We start from the raw sequence: 17,433 nt of genomic DNA, 5'->3' as shown, positions 1-17,433 counted from the left end.
CCCCCGTGAAACCCGCCCCTCTGCGCCAATTGGCCAACCGGAACCCGCCATGCACGTCCCGGTCCACTGAAGTTTCCATTCCCCAGCGACCGGCCCGTCATGCCGGGCGGTCTCCCTCGATCATACGGCGCGATGCCTCCGTTCGGGGGGCCTGTGGCCTACTGCATGCGCCGATGACGCGCTGATCAGCGGCCACTCCGCAGGTCCGCTCAGTCTTCGTCCGCCGCCCGGGTCTCCCCGAGCACATGGAGCTGGGTGGCCACGGAGTGGAACGCCGGAAGCTCGGCCGCCGCCTCCTCCAGCTTCAGCAGCGCTTCCAGGGCACCGGGCTCGGTGTCGACCAGCACCCCGGGCACGAGGTCGGCGAAGACCCGCACGCCGTGCACGGCGGCGACTTTCAGGCCGGCCCCCTCGACGAGTCCGGTGAGCTGCCCGGCGGTGAAGCGGCGCGGCACGGGGTCGCCCTCGCCCCAGCGGCCGTCCGGGTCGTCGAGCACCTGTCGGGCCTCCGTGAAGTGACCGGCGAGGGCGCGGGCGAGCACGGCGCCGCCCAGGCCGGCGGCGAGCAGGCTGAGGACGCCCTCGGAGCGCAGGGCGGCGACCGTGTTGCGGACACCCTCGGCCGGGTCGTCGACGTACTCGAGGACGCCGTGGCACAGCACGGCGTCGTAGCCGCCGCGCTCCACGACGTCGAAGAGGCCGTGGGCGTCGCCCTGGACGCCCCGGACGCGGTCGGCGACATCGGCCTCGGCGGCGCGGCGCTCCAGGGCGAACAGCGCGTTCGGACTGGGGTCGACGACGGTGACGCGGTGGCCGAGGCGGGCGACGGGCACCGCGAACTTGCCGCTGCCGCCACCGGTGTCGAGGACGTCCAGCGCCTGGCGACCCGTGGCCTTGACCCGGCGGTCCAGGGCGTCCTGGAGGACCTCCCAGACCACGGCGGTACGGATTGAGGCGCGGGGGCGCATCGGGTCCGACACGGCAGTTGACTCCTCGGCACGGCACCGCCCGGTGGACGGCGGGGCGAACGGCGTGCCCCTCCCGGACCGGCGTGCGGGCGGGCAGGGCTTCAGGTCCTCCACCCTATTGCCTCCGGTTGCCTGCCCGGCGCCCGCGGGGCCACGGCCTCCGGCACCCCGCCCGGGGCCGCAGACAGCACCCCCGCCGGTGGCTGCGGGCCACCTGCCGATGGCCGCGGACCACCTGCCAGTGCCGCGGAGTTGATGATGCCCCCCACCTGGTCGCCGCGCGGGTCACCTCCGGCGCCCCAGTGCCCCACCTGGTCGCCCGGTTGCTGACGACAATCTCGCGCCCCGGCGGCGTCCAGGTGGGGCGGCTCCGTCAGCCCACGTCCGGCATGTCCCGGCCCGGGGTGGCGGCCCGGCTGCGAGGGCCCGGGCGGTCCGGGGTGGTGGTCCGGCCACGCGGAGCCGGCCGGCCCGTGTCCGCGTGGGGCTGCGGCAGGGACGGCTGGAGGACGAGCATCCGCTCCACCAGGCGCAGGAACATCGCCACGTCGCGTATCAGATCGTCGGCGTCCCGGCCGCTCGCCGCGCCCCGGATGCCCGCCTCCGCACGGGCCCGGCGAGCGGCTCCCGAGGCGAACAGCGCGCTCCACTCGGTGAGCTCGGGCGCGATGTCGGGGAGCACTTCCCAGGCGCTCCTGATGCGGGCGCGGGCGCGCGGGGTGGCCGCCGGGCGGCCGCGGGCGGCCAGTACGGCGGCGGCGGTGCGCAGGGCGGCGAGGTGGGCCGTCGCATAGCGCTCGTTGGGGGTTTCGAGAGAGGCGGCCTCGTCCAGGGCGGCGTGGGCCCGGGCGAGCAGGTCGAGGGCGGCGGGCGGTGCTGTGGCACCGCGCAGCACGGGGTGCACGTCGGTCGCGGGTCCGGTCAGTGAGGGGGCAGGGCCGGTGGCGCGGCGCCGACTGGCGGCGGCTGCGGACGGATGGGCCATGACGAACCTCCTGTCGTCTCTGTGACGGCACTGTGGCCGTATGGGCCCATCGTGGGGTATGCCACTGACAATCCGTTCTGACCTGGGCTTTTGCCTCGATCGCAAGTTCGGGATAGTTTTTGCACTGACCAGTCAGTTCAAAGGGCGTTCCCCGTGCGGGTTCGCTGCGGGGGAGGAGGAAACCGTGCACGGACTCGCGGTCACGGCCCGGGGTCTGGGCCTGCGGGGCCCTCGCGGCTGGGCCTTTCGCGGGGTCTCCTTCGCCGCCGAGCCCGGTGCGCTGATCACCGTCGTGGGGCCCTCCGGGTCCGGCCGCACCTGCCTGCTCCTCGCGCTGACCGGACGGATGAGGGCGACGGAGGGAACGGCGGCCGTGGGCGAGGCCCGGCTGCCCCGGCGGATGTCCGCGGCCCGGCAGGTCAGCGCCCTCGCCCATGTCGCCGGGGTCGCCGAACTCGACCCGGCACTGACCGTGGGTGAGCACCTGCGGGAACAGGCACTGCTCCAGCGCCGCTTCGGCGGCTCGCTGCCCGCCCTGCTGCGCCCGCGGGCCGAGCGCCGCGACGAGGCGGAGCGACGTACCGACTCCGCGCTGGCCGCCGCCGGACTCGACCGGTCAACGCTGCCCAAGGGCGCCCGGACCGCCGTACGGGATCTGGAGCGGCTGGAGGCACTGCGGTTGTCTGTCGCGCTGGCGCTCGTCGGCCGCCCGCGGCTGCTGGGCGTGGACGACACCGATCTGAAGCTGTCGCCGCCCGAGCGCGACGAGATGTGGGCACTGCTGAGGTCGGTCGCCGGCGACGGCACCACGGTCGTGGCCGTGTGCAGCGACGCCCCCGAGGGCACGGTCGTCGTGCCCACCCGGCCCGCAGCCGACCCGGACAGCGACAACGGCGACGGCGACGGCGACGGCGGGATCAATCACTCATCGAAGGAGGCGGCGGCCGATGCGCTCGCCGGGACTGGCCGCGCTTGAGCTGAGGCGCTTCGGGCGCGGCAGGCTTCCCAGAGCCGCGCTGGTCGCGCTGCTGTTGCTGCCGCTGCTGTACGGCGCCCTGTACCTGTGGTCCTTCTGGGACCCGTACGGGCGGCTGGACCGCATCCCCGTGGCGCTCGTGAACGACGACGAGGGCGCGAGCGCCGACGGCCGGCGGCTCACGGCGGGGGACGACATCGCCGAGGCGCTGCGCGAGAGCGACACGTTCGACTGGCGGGAGGTCGGCGCCGACGAGGCCCGCAGGGGTGTGGAGGACGGCACGTACTACCTGTCGCTCACCATGCCCGCCGACTTCAGCAGGCGCATCGCGTCCAGCGCGGGCGACTCCCCCGAGACCGGCGCCCTGCGGGTGCGGACGAACGACGCCAACAACTACGTCGTCGGGCAGATCTCGCGGACTGTGTTCGGCGAGGTGCGGCGGGCGGCGTCCACGAAGGCCTCGCGGTCGTTCCTGGACCGGATCTTCATCTCCTTTTCCGGCATCCACGGCGAGACGGTGAAGGCCGCCGAGGGCGCCGACGAACTCAAGGGCGGGATCGGCAGGGCGAAGAAGGGTTCCGAGGACCTCGCCGACGGGCTGCGGGACGCCAAGAGCGGCAGCGGCAGGCTGGCCAAGGGCTTGGACAGGCTGCACTCGGGCGCGGGCGCTCTGCAGTCCGGTTCCCGCCAGGTCGCCGACGGCACGCAGACGCTCGCCGACCTGGTCAACGGCGTCGCGGACCAGGCGGGCCCGTTCCTGCGGGACAACGAGAAGACCATCGGGGACACGGCCCGGCTGGTCGCCGACTCCTCCGGCGCGATCCGCGACAACCTGGACACGCTGGCCGAACGGGCGCCTGCCGCCGCCAGGACGGCCCACACCGCGGCGGACACGCTGACCGTGATCCACCACACGCGCTGCGAGGGCCCCCCGTCGCCTGGTCCGCCGCCCGACCCGGCCTGCCCCGATCTGTTGAAGGCCAGGGACGCCGCGGCCGACGTGGCGGCCGTCGCCGACGATCTCCACACCCTGATCGCCGATCAGAACGGCGACGTGAAGAAGCTCGACCGGCACCTCGCCGTCCTCCAGAAGCAGGCGCGGGCCCTGGCCGACCGCGCCCCGCATCTGTCCGAGGACTTCGAGGCCGCCGTGAAGAAGATCAACAAGCTGAACGACGGCGCGGCGAAGGTCGCGGCGGGCGCGAAGAGACTGAACAAGGGCCTCGGCGGCGCGGAGACGGGCGCGGCCGGCCTGGACGAGGGCGTCGGCAAGCTCGGGACGGGCGCACGCACCCTGAACGGCGGCATGTTCAAGCTGGCCGACGGCTCCGGGAAGCTCGCGGGCGGCCTGCACGACGGCGCCGGACGGATCCCGGACTACACGGAGAAGGACCGCGACGCACGCACCGAGGTCATGGCGGACCCGGTCCGGCTGGTCTCCGAGGACCTGCACAGGGCGCCCAACTACGGCACCGGGTTCGCCCCGTACTTCATCCCGCTGTCCCTGTGGGTGGGCGCGATGGTGGCGTACATGCTGATCGCACCGATGAACCGGCGCGCGCTCGCCGCGGGCGCCCCCGCGTGGCGGGTCGCTCTGGCGGGCTGGCTGCCGGTGGTGGCGATCGGGGTGCTCCAGACGGTGGCGCTGATGTCGGTGCTGCACTGGGCGATCGGGCTACGGGCAGCCCGGGCGGCCGGCACGGTGGCCTTCCTGTTCCTGGTGACGGCGTGTTTCGCGGCGATCGTGCAGTGGTTGAACGCCCGCTTCGGCGCGGCGGGCCGGATCCTCGTCCTGGCGGCGATGATGCTCCAGCTGACGTCGGCGGGAGGCACGTACCCCGTGCAGACCAGCCCCGGCTTCTTCAACGCGCTGCATCCCTTCCTGCCGATGAGCCATGTCGTGGACGCGTTGCGCAGGCTGATCACGGGCGGCGGGCTCGGGCCGGTGTGGCAGGCCTGCGCGGTGCTGGCGGCGTTCACCGCGGGCGCCCTCGCGCTGACCGCCCTGTCCGCCCGCCGACGCCAGGTGTGGACCCTGGACCGGCTGCACCCGGAGCTGACCCTGTGACCGCACCCGGCTCCGCGACCCCGCACGAGCCTACGACCGCACCCGACCCCGTGACCCCGCACGAGCCGGCGACCACACCCGACCCCGCGACCCCGCACCGGCCCGTGACCGCACCCGACGTGTCCGGGAAGGGTCCCATTGCTGTGAGAATCGGGGCCATGGAAAGCAGCAGCACCACGTCGGGCGGCCGAACCCGCCGTGAGACCACCCGGCAGAAGCTCTACGAGGCGGCCGTCACGCTCATCGCCGAGCAGGGGTTCTCCGCCACCACGGTGGACGAGATCGCCGAGCGGGCCGGAGTCGCGAAGGGCACCGTCTACTACAACTTCGCCAGCAAGTCCGTGCTGTTCGAGGAACTGCTGCGGCACGGCGTCGGGCTCCTCACCGCGTCCCTGCGGGAGGCGGCCGAGCGCACCGCGCGCGGGGGCGGCAGCAAGGTCGACGCCCTGGACGCGATGGTCCGCGCGGGGCTCGTCTTCATCGACCGCTACCCGGCCTTCACACAGCTGTACGTGGCGGAGCTGTGGCGCACCAACCGCGCCTGGCAGTCCACCCTCCTGGTGGTCCGTCAGCAGGCTGTCGCGGTCGTCGAGGACGTCCTGCGGGAGGGCGTGGCCGGCGGTGAGTTCAGCGCGGAGATCGACGTGCCGCTGACGGCGGCGGCGCTGGTCGGCATGGTGCTGGTGGCCGCGCTCGACTGGCAGTCCTTCCAGCCGGAACGCTCCCTGGACGACGTGCACGCGGCGCTGTCCCGCCTGCTGCAGGGCCGGGTGAGCGGCCGCGGCTGAGCACCGCTGCCGGTGACGTACGGGAAAGCGCCGGTCCGCCGCGACCGCGTCCCCCGCGGGCCGCCGTCGGACCGGCGCTTTCCCTTCCCCCGTACGTCCCCCCGTAGAACCCCCGTCTTCCGGTCGTCCCCCGGGTCTCCCCTGCTTCCCCCGTGCTCCCCCGTGCCCCGCTCCCGCCGACCACGGCCGGTGGGAGGAGTGGATCGAGGGCCGCACCGTTCCGGCGCCCCGTGTCGTCGGTGCCGGTGCCGCGCCCCTTCTCCGTGCCCCACTCTCTCCTTCGAGCGGTCCGGCACCCATCCGCGCGCGTACTCATCTGCCGCCCTGGGTACGACTACTCAGCCCTGCGCACCCCTCCTCACCGGCCCCGGTGCCGATCGCGTCCGCGCCGGTACTCCCGAACCGGGCGTCCGGCCGCCGCGCCCGGCACCCGCAGCCACTCGGCGAAGTCCGGGAAGCCGCAGCTCACGGGCGGGCGGGGGGAATGTCGGTGGGGGCGGATAGAGTCGCCGGCATGGCACGGATTGCGGTGATCGGCGCCGGCATGGGCGCGATGGCAGCCGCCGCCCGGCTGGCCGTCGCCGGCCACCGGGTGACGGTGTACGAGCGGACGGACACGTACGGCGGGGCCGTGCGCCGCGTGGCGCGGGACGGCTTCGCCTTCGACACGGGGCCGGGGCTGCTGCCACTGCCCGCCGTCTGGCGCGACCTGTTCGTGAAGACCGGCAAGGAGCGATTGGAGGACCGGGTCGACCTGGTCCAGGCCGACCCGTCGTCGCGGCACGTCTTCGCGGACGGCACCGAGGTCGCCCTGCCGAACGCCTCGCGCGCGGGCGTCGTCGCCGCCCTGGACGAGGCGCTGGGCGGGGGCGCGGGCGGGCGCTGGGGCGACTTCCTGGTGCGCGCCCGCGAGGCCTGGGACCGCACGCGCCGCCCGCTGCTGGAGGAGCCGCTCTGGCCGAACTGGCAGGTGCTGGCCGGGCGTGAGCCGTACCCGGCGGTCCCGCACAAGCGGCTGCTGCGCACTCGCCGGGCCGGCACGCTCGCCGAGGTCGCCGCGTGGGAGCTGCGGGACCCGCGGCTGGCCGCCCTGCTGGAGAGCCACGCCCTCGCGTACGGCCTGGACCCGCGGGTCGCCCCGGCGAGCGCGGCCGTGCTGCCGTACATGGAGCACGCCTTCGGCATGTGGTACGTGCGCGGTGGGCTGCGGGAGCTGGCCCGCGCCGTGCACGAGCGGTGCGCGGCACGCCGGGTGGAGTTCCGCTTCGGCGCCGAGGTCACCGCGATCGTGGAGAAGGACGGCCGGGCGGCGGGCGTGGAGCTGGCCGGCCAGGAGGTGGCGGAGGCCGACGTCGTGGTCGCCGGTGTCGCCCCGGGCGTGCTCGGCCGGCTCACCGGGGAGGCGGGGGTACGGGAGGAAGGCGATGTGCCGCCGCAGCGCGGGGTGGCGGCGAGCCGGCTCACGGTGCTGCTGGCGCTGCGCGGGCCACGGCCGGAGGGGACGGCGCACCGCACGGTCGTGCACGCGGCGGACCGGGAGGCGGAGCTGGACCCGCTGTTCGGTACGCCCGGCACGGGCGGGGCCTCCCCGGTGAGGGTGCAGGTCCCGACGGTGACGGTCCTGCGGCCCGACGATCCGGGGCTGGTCCCGGACGCCGGGCACGAGGCCGTGACGCTGACGTCGACCGTGCCGGCCCGGCCCGGCTCAGGAAACGGGGCCGACTCCGAGGTCCTCGAGCATCACACCGAGGCCATGATCACCGCCGCCGAACGCGCCGTTCCCGGTCTGCGCGGGCGGATCCGTTGGCGCGAGGTGCGCACACCGGCTCACGTCGCCGCCCAGACCGGCTCCGATTCCGGTGCGGTTCCCGCGCCCGCGCTGGCCGCGGCCGGCGGTCGGCTGTTGCACCCGTCGAACGGCACCCGCATACCGGGGCTGTTCACGGTCGGCGGCTGGGCCCACCCCGGCGGCGGGCTGCCGCACGCGGGCATGTCGGGCGCGCTGGTGGCCGGGCTGATCGTGGAGGGACCGGACTTCCGCGGCTCACAGTGAGCGTGCCCGCGACGGGCCGCCAGCGGTGAGCGGTCGGCAGCGACAGCCGAGTGCGCGGTGGCACCGCTCAGTAGCGGTACTGCTGCTCGTCGTACCCGTTGCCCTGCATGGGCTGCTGCTGCGGCTGCTGCTGCTCGCCCTGGTACGGGTAGGGCTGCTCGGGCGGCATCTCCCCGCCGTAGGGGTCGGTGCTGCGCTGCTGCGGCACCCACACGCCGTCGGCCGGGGTCTCGCCGCCGTAGCCGCCCGCCGCGTACTGGTCCTGGGTGTAGCCCTGCTGCTGCCCGTATCCCTGCTGGCCGTAGGCCGCCGGGTCGTACGGGGCGCCGCCGTAGGTCTGGGTGCCGATGTACGGGTCGGAGTAGGCGGCGTACTGCTGCTGGCCCGTGGTGTCGTAGCCGTAGTTCTGGTCGTAGCCGGTGCTGTACCCGTAGGCGTAGTTCTGGTCGGTGCCCTGGGCGGCTGCCGCGTGCTGCGGGTCCGCCTGGGGGTAGCCGGTCTCGGCGCCGTATATGCCGTAGGCGCTGGTGTCGTCGGGCATGGGCTGCGGCTCGTAGACCGCGGTGGCCTCGGCGGGCATCGGCGCGGAAGCCGGAGGCGCGGGCGCGAAGACGTCGTCGCGGTCGTAGGCGTCGGACGCGTAGGGCATGCCGTCGTCACTCTGTGTGGGCGCACCGTCGCCGTAGCCGCTGTCGGCGGCCTCGGGTACGAGGGCCTCGTCGCGGTCGCGGTCGTAGCGGCGGGTCTTGCTGCTGAGGGCGGGTGCGTTGACCGCCCAGCCGGACGCGAAGCCGCGCCGGAACGACAGCGTGACGTAGGTCTGGCCGACCGCGAAGGCGGCGGCGCCCAGACCGATCACGACGACGGACGGGATGAGGACACCGAGGACCACGCCGAGGAATCCGCCGAAGGCCAGCAGCCGCCAGCGCAGACGCGCCTTGTACTGGAGCAGCACCTCGCCCAGCAGCCACAGCGCGACGATGCCGAACGCGATGTAGAGGACCGTCCAGCCCATGTACGCCCCTCTCCCAGTGACCGCTACGGCAGTGTGTCGTACGTCCGTGCGGCCGGTCTAGGCCTGCGGTGGATGGTGCAGGCCCAGGTTCTCGTAAATTTCCAGCGTCGCCGTGGAGTTGTTCAGCGTGATGAAGTGCAGTCCGGGGACTCCCTCGGCCAGCAGTCGCGCACAGAACTCCGTGGCGAACCCGATCCCAATGGAGCGTACAGCCGCCGGATCGTCCTTCGCGGTGAGGAGCCGCTCTTTCAGGGCGTCGGGGAACGAGGCGTTGCTCAACTTGGGCAGCCGCTCCAGCATCCGCACGCTGGTCACGGGCATGACCTCGGGGATGACGGGCGTGTCGCAGCCGGCCGCGTCGACTTTGTCACGCAGCCGCAGGTACGACTCCGGCTGGAAGAACATCTGAGTGATCGCGTAGTCCGCGCCGGCCCGGCACTTGTCGACGAAGTGCGCGACGTCGGCGTCCCAGTCGGCGGAGCGCGGGTGCATCTCCGGGAAGGCCGCGACGCCCACGCAGAAGTCACCCGACTCCTTGATGAGCCGGACGAGCTCGGCCGCGTACGTCAGCCCCCGCGGGTGCGGGACCCACTCGCCCATCGGGTCGCCCGGCGGGTCGCCGCGCACGGCGAGCATGTTGCGGATGCCCGCGTCGGCGTACTGCCCGATGATGTTGCGCAGTTCCGCCACGGAGTGGTCGACCGCGGTGAGGTGGGCGACCGGGGTGAGCGTGGTGTCGGCGACGATCTGCTCGGTCTCCTTGACCGTGCCGGCGCGCGTCGTGCCACCGGCCCCGTAGGTCACGGAGACGAAGTCGGGCGCGATCGCCTCGACCCTGCGCAGCGCGCTCCACAGGTTCCGCTCGCCCTTGGGTGTCTTCGGCGCCGAGAACTCGAAGGAGTACGTCGTTTTGCCGCCGGCGAGGATGTCGCGCACCGTCCGTGCGCGATCCGTCCTGGTGGATGCGGTTCCGAGGGCCATACCCGCAGGTTAGCCAGGCGGTCGCGGTACCCCAACCGAATGCCGAATTTTTGACCGGATTGTCCACTTCTTGTCCAATCCTTGGACAGACTGGACCCCGCAGGGCTCCGACAGGGCCACGGGAGAGCTCCGCTCCCCGCTCCGATGACCCCGACGCGGCGCCCGGGCCGTCAGAGGGCCGTCCGCGCCTCGGTCACGCCCCGCGCAGCCGCTCGGCGAGCTCCGCCGCAGCGGCCCCCGGGTCGTCCGCCTCGGTGATCGTCCGGACGACGACGACCCGGCGGGCGCCGGCCTCCAACACCTGGTCCAGGTTGCCGAGGTCGATGCCGCCGATGGCGAACCAGGGGCGGTCGGTGCGGAGGGAGGCCGCGTACCGCACGAGGGCGAGGCCGGGCGCGTGGCGTCCCGGCTTGGTGGGGGTGGGCCAGCAGGGGCCGGTGCAGAAGTAGTCCACGCCGTCCTGTGCGGCGGCTGCCGCGGCCTCGGACCGGGCGTGCGTGGAGCGGCCGATCAGGACGTCCTCGCCGAGGATCGCGCGGGCGGCGGGGACCGGGAGGTCGCCCTGGCCGAGGTGGAGGACGCCGGCGCGGGCGGCGTGGGCGACGTCCGCGCGGTCGTTGACCGCGAGGAGTCTGCCGTGCCGGGCGCAGGCGTCGGCGAAGACCGTCAGGTGCTCCAGCTCCTCGGCGGCCTCCATGCCCTTGTCGCGCAGCTGCACGATGTCGACCCCGCCGGCGAGGACCGCGTCCAGGAACTCGGGCAGGTCACCCTGGCGCTTGCGGGCGTCCGTGCACAGGTAGAGGCGGGCGTCTCCGAGCGCGGCGCGTGCGGCGCCCGTGGCGGTGGCAGCGTCGGGTATGTCGGGCATGCGTGGATCCCCCGGGTCTTCGGTGCGTGGGCAGGTGCGCGGGCCGTGCCGTGAGTGGCCGGCACCCGGATGCGGGTGTCTGCGCGCGGAGGTGCGAGGGTGCGGCGTACGGGCCGGGGCGTGGCCGGGCCGTGCTGGGCCCTGGCCGGGACCCGGGCGGGCGAACCGGCCCGTACGCCGACGGTGTCAGGTCGGATTCATGCTCTGCTCAATCGGGCTCGGGTTCAGACGGCGAGCGCCTGGGCGCGGCGCTTCACCTCCGTGCCGCGATTCTCGCTCAGGGCCTGCGCGGGCGTGCCCGGCAGGCTCGGGTCGGGGGTGAAGAGCCACTCCAGCATCTCTTCGACCGTGAAGCCGTCGTCCCGCAGGAGCGTCAGGGTGCCCGACAGGCCCTTGACGACCTTGTCCCCGTCGACGAAGGCGGCGGGAACGTGCAGCGCGCGGTTCTCGCCACGGCGTACGGCGATGAGCTGGCCGTCCTTGACCAGCTGTCGCACACGCGTCACCTCGACGCCGAACTGTTCGGCGATGTCGGGGAGGGTGAGCCAGGCAGGGACGAGAGCATCGATCTTTGCGTCAATCTCGGTCACGGAACAAAGCCTGCCATCTGCCACTGACAGCCGGAAGCCGGAGCCCCCCGCGCGGCGCACCGGCGGGTCGTGTACAGGCACGCGTACCGGCGGGGAACGGGGGGTGCGGCGCGGGTGTCAGGCCGTCGCCGCCTTCAGGGGACGCGCCGGGTCCGCGAGCAGCGGCGGGTTCATCGTGACGCCCGCCTCGATCAGCCGTCTGGCCTGGGCCAGGTCCCTCGGCCGGCCCACCGCGAGCAGGGCGACCAGCCGGTCGTCGCGCAACCAGCAGACCGTCCAGGCCGGTCCGGAGGGGTCGCCGCGCCACAGGACGGTGTCGGCGTCCGTGTGGTGGCCGGCGTACTGCACGAAGCGGCCGAACTGCTCGGACCAGAAGTACGGCACCGGGTCGTAGACCGCGGGTGGTTCGCCGAGCGCTTCGCCGACGATGTTCCGGGCGACGGTGCGCGGGCCCTGGAGCGCGTTGTCCCAGTGGTGCACCAGCAGCCGTTCGCCGTACCGGCCGGACGGGAAGGACGCGCAGTCGCCGACGGCGTGGACGTCCGGCGCGGAGGTGCGCAGGTGCGCGTCGGCGACCACCTCGCCCCGCGTGCCCAGCTCGATGCCGGAGTCGGCGAGCCACGCCGTGGCGGGGCGGGCGCCGATGCCGACGACGACCGCGTCGGCCGGGAGGCGCGCACCGTCGTCCAGGAGCACCACGCCCGGCTCGACGCACGCCACGCGCGCGTGCGTGCGCAGAACGGCGCCGGCTTCGGCGTACCAGGCGGTCATCGGCTCGGCCACCTCGGCGGGCAGCACGCCCGCGTGTGGCCGCTCCGCCGCCTCGACCACGGTGACGGCGCAGCCCGCCTCGCGCGCCGCCGTGGCGAACTCGGCGCCGATCCAGCCGGCGCCGACGACCACGATGTCGTGCTGCCGGGCGAGCACGGGCCGCAGCCGTTCGGCGTCGTCCAGGGTGCGCAGCAGATGCACGCCGGGCACGGCCCCGGAGCCCGGCAGCCGGACCGGTTCGGCGCCGGTGGCCAGCACGAGGACGTCGTACGGCACCGGCCCCTCGGCGGTGTCGAGTTCGTGGTCGGCGGGGCGGACGCCCAGGGCCTCGCGGCCGAGTCGGAGTTCGATGCCGAGTGCCTCGAAGTCAACGTCGAAGGCGGAGTCCTCGGCCTCGCCGAGCAGGACGGCCTTGGACAGCGGGGGCCGGTCGTACGGCTGGTGGGGTTCGGCGCCGATCAGTGTCACGGTGCCGGTGAAGCCCGCTTCCCGCAGGGCGACGGCGGTCTGCACACCGGCCATGCCCGCGCCCACGACGACCACGCGGCGTGCCGTGTCCCCTGCCCGGTCCTGCGTCTGCTCGCTCACCCGATCACCTTAGACACCTGAAGGCTCCCGAAGGCGGGTCAGCCGGGCGTGGCCTGCTCCACCACGCTGGTCCCGCTGCCCTCCCGGGACTCCCACGCCCAGGTCTCCTCCAGGCGCACGCGCCCGTCGGGCAGGTCGGCGACGGCCGACACGCAGTGCCCGCAGGCCGTGCCCCCGTCCCGTGTGAGCTGTACGTACCGGAAGTCCAGCCGGTCGCCGCGCCGGGTGCCCACGAGGTGCCCGCGTACGACGTCGCCGCCCGCGTAGTCGGCCCAGATCACGCCGTCCTGCTCGTGGTAGGTGAAGCGGGTGCGGGTGTCCACCTGGCCGGGCGCCTGGTCGGCGACGGGGGCGAGGACGAGGTTGTCGAGTGAACGTGCCACGGCGATGACTCCTCAGCGGTGCGGGCGGGGCGGGTTAGGGTGGCCAACGTAAAGCACTCGCGGGAGCCCGGACGCACCGGGCTGAGAGGGAGGCTGGCGGCCTCCGACCGTACGAACCTGATCCGGGTCATGCCGGCGAAGGGAGGGGCTGGACGCCCATGTCGCTCACGCGTACCCCCGACGTCCTCGCCGTCGGGGGCGGAATCATCGGACTGGTGACGGCCTGGCGGGCCGCGCAGCGCGGTCTCGCCACCGGCGTGGTGGATCCGGAGCCGGGCGGCGGGGCCGCCCGGGTGGCCGCCGGGATGCTGGCCGGCGTCACCGAACTGCACTACGGCGAGCAGACCCTGCTCGCCCTCAACCTGGTGTCGGCCGGACGCTATCCCCGCTTCGTGGCGGAGCTCACCGACCTCACCGGTCACGACCTCGGCTACCGCCGCTGCGGCACGCTCGCTGTCGCGCTGGACGCCGACGACCGCGCCCACCTGCGGGAACTGCACGCCTTCCAGCGGCAGTCGGGTCTCGAGTCGGAGTGGCTGTCGGGGCGGGAGTGCCGGCGCCTGGAGCCGATGCTGGCGCCGGGTGTGCGCGGCGGGCTGCGCGTCGACGGGGACCACCAGGTCGACCCGCGGCGCCTGGCCCGCGCGCTCGTGGCCGCCTGCGAGCGGGCCGGAGTGGTGTTCCACCGGCAGTGGGCCGAGCGGCTCACCGTCTCTGGGGACCGGGCCACCGGCGTCGTCACCGCCGACGGCACCGCGCTCACCGGCGGGCAGGTCGTCCTCGCCGCGGGCAGCCTCAGCGGGCGGCTCGCCGGTGTGCCGGACGCCGTGCTGCCACCCGTTCGACCCGTGAAGGGGCAGGTCGTACGGCTGGCCGTGCCGCAGCGGTACGCGCCGTTCCTGCACCGCACGGTGCGTGCCGTCGTACGCGGCGGTCATGTGTACCTGGTGCCCCGCGAGAACGGCGAGCTGGTGATCGGCGCGACCAGCGAGGAGATGGGCTGGGACACCACGGTCACGGCGGGCGGCGTGTACGAGCTTCTGCGCGACGCGCACGAGCTGGTGCCGGGCCTCACCGAGCTGCCCCTGACGGAGACCCGGGCCGGGCTGCGTCCCGGGTCCCCGGACAACGCTCCGCTGCTCGGCCCGACCGGGCTGCCGGGGCTGCTGCTGGCCACCGGGCACTACCGCAACGGCGTACTGCTCACGCCGGTCACCGGTGACGCCATGGCGCACGCGCTGGTCACCGGGGAGCTGCCCGAGGAGGCCCGCCCCTTCACCCCGAGGCGCTTCGACGCCACCACCCCCACGGACCCGTCCGCGCACACGGAGCAGACCGCACTCACGGAGCAGACCGCATGAACGTCTCCGTCAACGGGGACCCCCGGGAGTTCCGGCCCGGTACGGCTCTCGACGCCGTCGTGGCATCGCTCACCGCGGCGCCGGCCGGCGTGGCCGCCGCCCTCAACGAAACCGTCGTCCCGCGCGCGAAGTGGCCGTCGACGCCCCTGTCCGAGGGCGACCGCGTCGAGGTCCTCACCGCTGTCCAAGGAGGCTGACCATGGCCGACGACCCCTTCGTCCTCGGCGGTACGTCCTACACGTCCCGTCTGATCATGGGCACCGGCGGGGCGCCCGGCCTCGACGTCCTGGAGCGGGCGCTGGTGGCCTCCGGGACGCAGCTCACGACCGTCGCGATGCGGCGGGTCGACCCCGACGTGCACGGCTCGGTGCTGACGGTGCTGGACCGGCTCGGCATCCGGGTGCTGCCGAACACGGCGGGCTGCTTCACCGCGGGCGAGGCGGTGCTCACCGCGCGCCTGGCACGCGAGGCGCTCGGCACGGACCTGATCAAGCTGGAGGTCGTCGCCGACGAGCGCACCCTGCTGCCGGATCCGGTCGAGCTGCTGGACGCGGCGGAGACGCTGGTGGACGACGGGTTCACCGTGCTGCCGTACACGAACGACGACCCGGTGCTGGCGCGGAGACTGGAGGACATCGGCTGCGCGGCCGTGATGCCGCTCGGGTCGCCCATCGGATCCGGGCTCGGCATCCGCAACCCGCACAACTTCCAGCTGATCGTCGAGCACGCGCGCGTGCCGGTGATCCTGGACGCGGGTGCGGGGACGGCGTCCGACGTGGCACTGGCCATGGAGCTGGGCTGCGCGGGCGTGATGCTCGCCTCGGCGGTCACCCGGGCCCGGCAGCCGGTACTGATGGCGGCCGGCATGCGGCGCGCCGTGGAGGCGGGGCGGCTGGCCCGCCGCGCGGGGCGGATTCCCCGGCGGCACTTCGCGGAGGCGTCGTCCCCGGTGGAGGGCCGGGCGGTGCTGGACCCGGAGCGCCCCGCCTTCTGACGGACCGGCCGGGGCCCGCGGTGCGTCCCCCGGTGGGAAGCGTCACAGGTCGGCTGCAGAGGTCTGCATTGGTCCAGGTTGTCGGTGGCGGCTCGTAGACTCGCCTGCGTGGACACGACCCTTCAGGACCCTCTGGTCGGGCAGCTGCTCGACGGGCGGTACCGCGTCGAGGCGCGGATCGCCGTCGGCGGGATGGCCACGGTCTACCGGGCCGTGGACACCCGCCTGGACCGCGTGCTCGCACTCAAGGTGATGCACCCCGCGCTCGCGGCCGACGGGTCGTTCGTCGAGCGGTTCATCCGGGAGGCGAAGTCGGTGGCCCGTCTCGCGCACCCCAATGTGGTGCAGGTCTTCGACCAGGGCACCGCCGGCCCGTACGTGTACCTCGCCATGGAGTACGTGGCGGGCTGCACGCTGCGTGACGTGCTGCGCGAGCGCGGCGCGCTCCGGCCGAGGGCCGCGCTGGACATCCTGGAGCCGGTGCTGGCCGCGCTGGGCGCCGCCCACCGCGCCGGTTTCGTGCACCGGGACATGAAGCCGGAGAACGTCCTCATAGGGGACGACGGCCGGGTCAAGGTCGCCGACTTCGGCCTCGTACGGGCCGTGGACACGGTGACGAGCACCACCGGGGCCGTGCTGGGCACCGTGGCGTATCTCGCACCGGAGCAGATCGAGAGCGGGACGGCGGACCCGCGCGTCGACGTGTACGCGTGCGGTGTCGTCCTCCACGAGATGCTGACCGGCGGCAAGCCGCACACCGGGGACTCCCCCGCGACCGTGCTCTACAAGCACATGCACGAGGACGTGCCGCCGCCGTCGGCCGCCGTGCCGGGCATGGCGTACGAGCTGGACGAACTGGTCGCGTCGGCCACCGCCCGCCGCCCGGCGCTCCGGCCGCACGACGCGGTGGCGCTGCTCGCGCGGGTTCGCGAGACGCGTGCCGCACTGGGCGCCGCCCAGCTGGACGCGGTACCGCCGCAGTCGCTCGCCTCGGACCATGACATCGCCGACGACCGTACGAGCGTGATCGCGCGCGGTCTGACCGTGCCGCGCCTGCTGCCGGTCGACGAGGACGACGAGGCGGCGGGAGTTCACCACACCAGCCGCCTCCAGTCCCCGCCGCCGCCTCCGCCGCGCCGGGGTGCGGGGCTGCGCGGGCGCGTTCCGCTGGTGATCGGGCTGGCGGTGCTGCTGTTGCTGGGCGTCTGGTACATCAACTCCGGACAGTTCACGAAGGTCCCGCCGCTGCTGACGAAGACGGAGGCGCAGGCCAGGGACCGGCTGTCGGAGGCGGGGCTCGGCGTGGGCGCCGTCCGGCACGCCCACAGCGACACGGTGAAGCGGGGCACGGTCATCAGCACGGACCCGGAGGCGGGCGCCCGCATCCGGCAGAACGACTCCGTGGCACTGACGATCTCCGACGGCCCGAAGAACGTGAAGATGCCGGACCTGGCCGGCTCCCGGCTCGACAAGGCCCGCGAGATCCTCGAGCGCGAGGGCCTGGAGCCGGGCATGGTCACCCGGGAGTTCAGCGACGACGTGCTGCGCGGTTTCGTGATCTCGACGGCTCCGGCATCGGGCATCACGGTCCGCGCGGGCGCGGCCGTCGCGCTCACCGTCAGCAAGGGCAGCCCGGTCGACGTGCCGGACGTCACCGGTGATGACCTCGCGGACGCCCGGGCCGAGCTGACCGAGGCCGGTCTGAAGGTCAGGGTCGCGCAGAAGCAGGTCAACTCCGAGCACGGCAAGGGCCAGGTGGCGCGGCAGTCCCCGGCGCCCGGCAGCCGGGCCGCCGAGGGCGACACGGTGACACTGACGGTGTCCAGGGGTCCGGTGCTGGTCGCGGTCCCGGACGTGGTCGGGGACAGCGTGGACGACGCGAAGGAGAAGCTGGAGGCGGCCGGCTTCGAGGTGAAGGAGGACCGCGGCCTGCTCGGCCTGTTCGGCGACACCGTCGAGGGGCAGTCCGTGGCGGGCGGGGAGAAGGCCCCCAAGGGTTCGGCCGTCACCCTCAAGATCCGCTGACGGCCTCGGGGTCCGCCGT

General features: G+C 74.0%; 16 protein-coding genes and 1 riboswitch. Of the genes, 8 read left to right on the top strand and 8 right to left on the bottom strand.

The window, feature by feature from the left end; genetic code table 11:
• Positions 1-209: 209 nt before the first annotated feature.
• Both ABZ354_RS04865 and ABZ354_RS04860 read right to left on the bottom strand, forming a co-directional pair.
• Positions 210-980, bottom strand: coding sequence for a methyltransferase (locus ABZ354_RS04865; RefSeq protein WP_358652961.1), 771 nt, complete (start codon positions 978-980; stop codon positions 210-212).
• Between the two features lie 361 nt (positions 981-1,341).
• Positions 1,342-1,953 (bottom strand): SAV_6107 family HEPN domain-containing protein, encoded by a 612-nt coding sequence (locus ABZ354_RS04860; RefSeq protein WP_358652959.1) that lies wholly within the window; start codon positions 1,951-1,953, stop codon positions 1,342-1,344.
• A gap of 184 nt (positions 1,954-2,137) precedes the next feature.
• Between ABZ354_RS04860 and ABZ354_RS04855 the strand changes: the two genes are divergently transcribed.
• The 4 genes from ABZ354_RS04855 (at position 2,138) to ABZ354_RS04840 (ending at position 7,838) form a co-directional block, all read left to right on the top strand.
• Positions 2,138-2,929, top strand: a complete 792-nt coding sequence (locus ABZ354_RS04855; RefSeq protein WP_358652957.1) for an ATP-binding cassette domain-containing protein — start codon at positions 2,138-2,140, stop codon at positions 2,927-2,929.
• On the top strand, positions 2,901-4,997 hold the full coding sequence (locus tag ABZ354_RS04850) for a YhgE/Pip domain-containing protein (protein ID WP_358652956.1): 2,097 nt from the start codon (positions 2,901-2,903) through the stop codon (positions 4,995-4,997). The genes ABZ354_RS04855 and ABZ354_RS04850 overlap by 29 nt, the downstream gene beginning before the upstream one ends.
• A gap of 158 nt (positions 4,998-5,155) precedes the next feature.
• A complete protein-coding gene (locus tag ABZ354_RS04845) occupies positions 5,156-5,785 on the top strand; it encodes a TetR/AcrR family transcriptional regulator (RefSeq protein WP_358652955.1) in 630 nt (209 codons plus the stop codon).
• A gap of 514 nt (positions 5,786-6,299) precedes the next feature.
• Positions 6,300-7,838, top strand: coding sequence for an NAD(P)/FAD-dependent oxidoreductase (locus ABZ354_RS04840; RefSeq protein WP_358652954.1), 1,539 nt, complete (start codon positions 6,300-6,302; stop codon positions 7,836-7,838).
• A gap of 67 nt (positions 7,839-7,905) precedes the next feature.
• Here ABZ354_RS04840 and ABZ354_RS04835 read toward each other — a convergent pair whose 3' ends face one another.
• The 6 genes from ABZ354_RS04835 to ABZ354_RS04810 all read right to left on the bottom strand — a co-directional run bounded on the left by ABZ354_RS04835 (position 7,906) and on the right by ABZ354_RS04810 (position 13,034).
• A complete protein-coding gene (locus ABZ354_RS04835; RefSeq protein ID WP_358652953.1) occupies positions 7,906-8,853 on the bottom strand; it encodes a hypothetical protein in 948 nt (315 codons plus the stop codon).
• 57 nt (positions 8,854-8,910) lie between these two features.
• A complete protein-coding gene (gene metF / locus ABZ354_RS04830; RefSeq protein ID WP_358652952.1) occupies positions 8,911-9,834 on the bottom strand; it encodes a methylenetetrahydrofolate reductase [NAD(P)H] in 924 nt (307 codons plus the stop codon).
• 193 nt (positions 9,835-10,027) lie between these two features.
• On the bottom strand, positions 10,028-10,702 hold the full coding sequence (gene thiE / locus ABZ354_RS04825; RefSeq protein WP_358652950.1) for a thiamine phosphate synthase: 675 nt from the start codon (positions 10,700-10,702) through the stop codon (positions 10,028-10,030).
• 224 nt (positions 10,703-10,926) lie between these two features.
• Positions 10,927-11,292, bottom strand: a complete 366-nt coding sequence (locus tag ABZ354_RS04820) for an Rv2175c family DNA-binding protein (RefSeq protein ID WP_358652948.1) — start codon at positions 11,290-11,292, stop codon at positions 10,927-10,929.
• 117 nt (positions 11,293-11,409) lie between these two features.
• On the bottom strand, positions 11,410-12,651 hold the full coding sequence (locus tag ABZ354_RS04815) for an FAD-dependent oxidoreductase (protein ID WP_358652946.1): 1,242 nt from the start codon (positions 12,649-12,651) through the stop codon (positions 11,410-11,412).
• Positions 12,652-12,689: 38 nt separating this feature from the next.
• A complete protein-coding gene (locus ABZ354_RS04810) occupies positions 12,690-13,034 on the bottom strand; it encodes a hypothetical protein (RefSeq protein WP_358652944.1) in 345 nt (114 codons plus the stop codon).
• A 49-nt stretch (positions 13,035-13,083) separates the two neighbouring features.
• Positions 13,084-13,195, top strand: a riboswitch (TPP riboswitch).
• Here ABZ354_RS04810 and thiO point away from each other — a divergent pair.
• The 4 genes from thiO to pknB all read left to right on the top strand — a co-directional run bounded on the left by thiO (position 13,193) and on the right by pknB (position 17,414).
• Positions 13,193-14,395, top strand: a complete 1,203-nt coding sequence (gene thiO / locus ABZ354_RS04805; RefSeq protein WP_358652942.1) for a glycine oxidase ThiO — start codon at positions 13,193-13,195, stop codon at positions 14,393-14,395. (Overlaps the previous riboswitch by 3 nt.)
• Positions 14,392-14,592, top strand: coding sequence for a sulfur carrier protein ThiS (gene thiS, locus ABZ354_RS04800; protein ID WP_358652940.1), 201 nt, complete (start codon positions 14,392-14,394; stop codon positions 14,590-14,592). The genes thiO and thiS overlap by 4 nt, the downstream gene beginning before the upstream one ends.
• Positions 14,593-14,594: 2 nt before the next feature.
• Positions 14,595-15,389: a thiazole synthase gene (locus ABZ354_RS04795; RefSeq protein ID WP_358652938.1), complete on the top strand. Its 795-nt coding sequence runs from the start codon at positions 14,595-14,597 to the stop codon at positions 15,387-15,389.
• A 108-nt stretch (positions 15,390-15,497) separates the two neighbouring features.
• On the top strand, positions 15,498-17,414 hold the full coding sequence (pknB, locus tag ABZ354_RS04790) for a Stk1 family PASTA domain-containing Ser/Thr kinase (RefSeq protein WP_358652936.1): 1,917 nt from the start codon (positions 15,498-15,500) through the stop codon (positions 17,412-17,414).
• The last annotated feature ends 19 nt before the right edge of the window (positions 17,415-17,433 follow it).

The sequence above is a fragment of the Streptomyces sp. NPDC005925 genome, from assembly GCF_040638805.1.
Lineage (GTDB): Bacteria > Actinomycetota > Actinomycetes > Streptomycetales > Streptomycetaceae > Streptomyces.
The sequence above is the reverse complement of the archived record's forward strand: the minus strand, read 5'-3'. Positions and strand labels throughout refer to the sequence as shown.

Coding starts and splice junctions, on each gene's coding strand:
- ABZ354_RS04860 (WP_358652959.1), bottom strand. CDS start 1,953: ATGGCCCATCCGTCCGCAGCCGCCGCCAGTCGGCGCCGCGCCACCGGC.
- ABZ354_RS04850 (WP_358652956.1), top strand. CDS start 2,901: ATGCGCTCGCCGGGACTGGCCGCGCTTGAGCTGAGGCGCTTCGGGCGC.
- ABZ354_RS04845 (WP_358652955.1), top strand. CDS start 5,156: ATGGAAAGCAGCAGCACCACGTCGGGCGGCCGAACCCGCCGTGAGACC.
- ABZ354_RS04840 (WP_358652954.1), top strand. CDS start 6,300: ATGGCACGGATTGCGGTGATCGGCGCCGGCATGGGCGCGATGGCAGCC.
- ABZ354_RS04835 (WP_358652953.1), bottom strand. CDS start 8,853: ATGGGCTGGACGGTCCTCTACATCGCGTTCGGCATCGTCGCGCTGTGG.
- metF (WP_358652952.1), bottom strand. CDS start 9,834: ATGGCCCTCGGAACCGCATCCACCAGGACGGATCGCGCACGGACGGTG.
- thiE (WP_358652950.1), bottom strand. CDS start 10,702: ATGCCCGACATACCCGACGCTGCCACCGCCACGGGCGCCGCACGCGCC.
- thiO (WP_358652942.1), top strand. CDS start 13,193: ATGTCGCTCACGCGTACCCCCGACGTCCTCGCCGTCGGGGGCGGAATC.
- thiS (WP_358652940.1), top strand. CDS start 14,392: ATGAACGTCTCCGTCAACGGGGACCCCCGGGAGTTCCGGCCCGGTACG.
- ABZ354_RS04795 (WP_358652938.1), top strand. CDS start 14,595: ATGGCCGACGACCCCTTCGTCCTCGGCGGTACGTCCTACACGTCCCGT.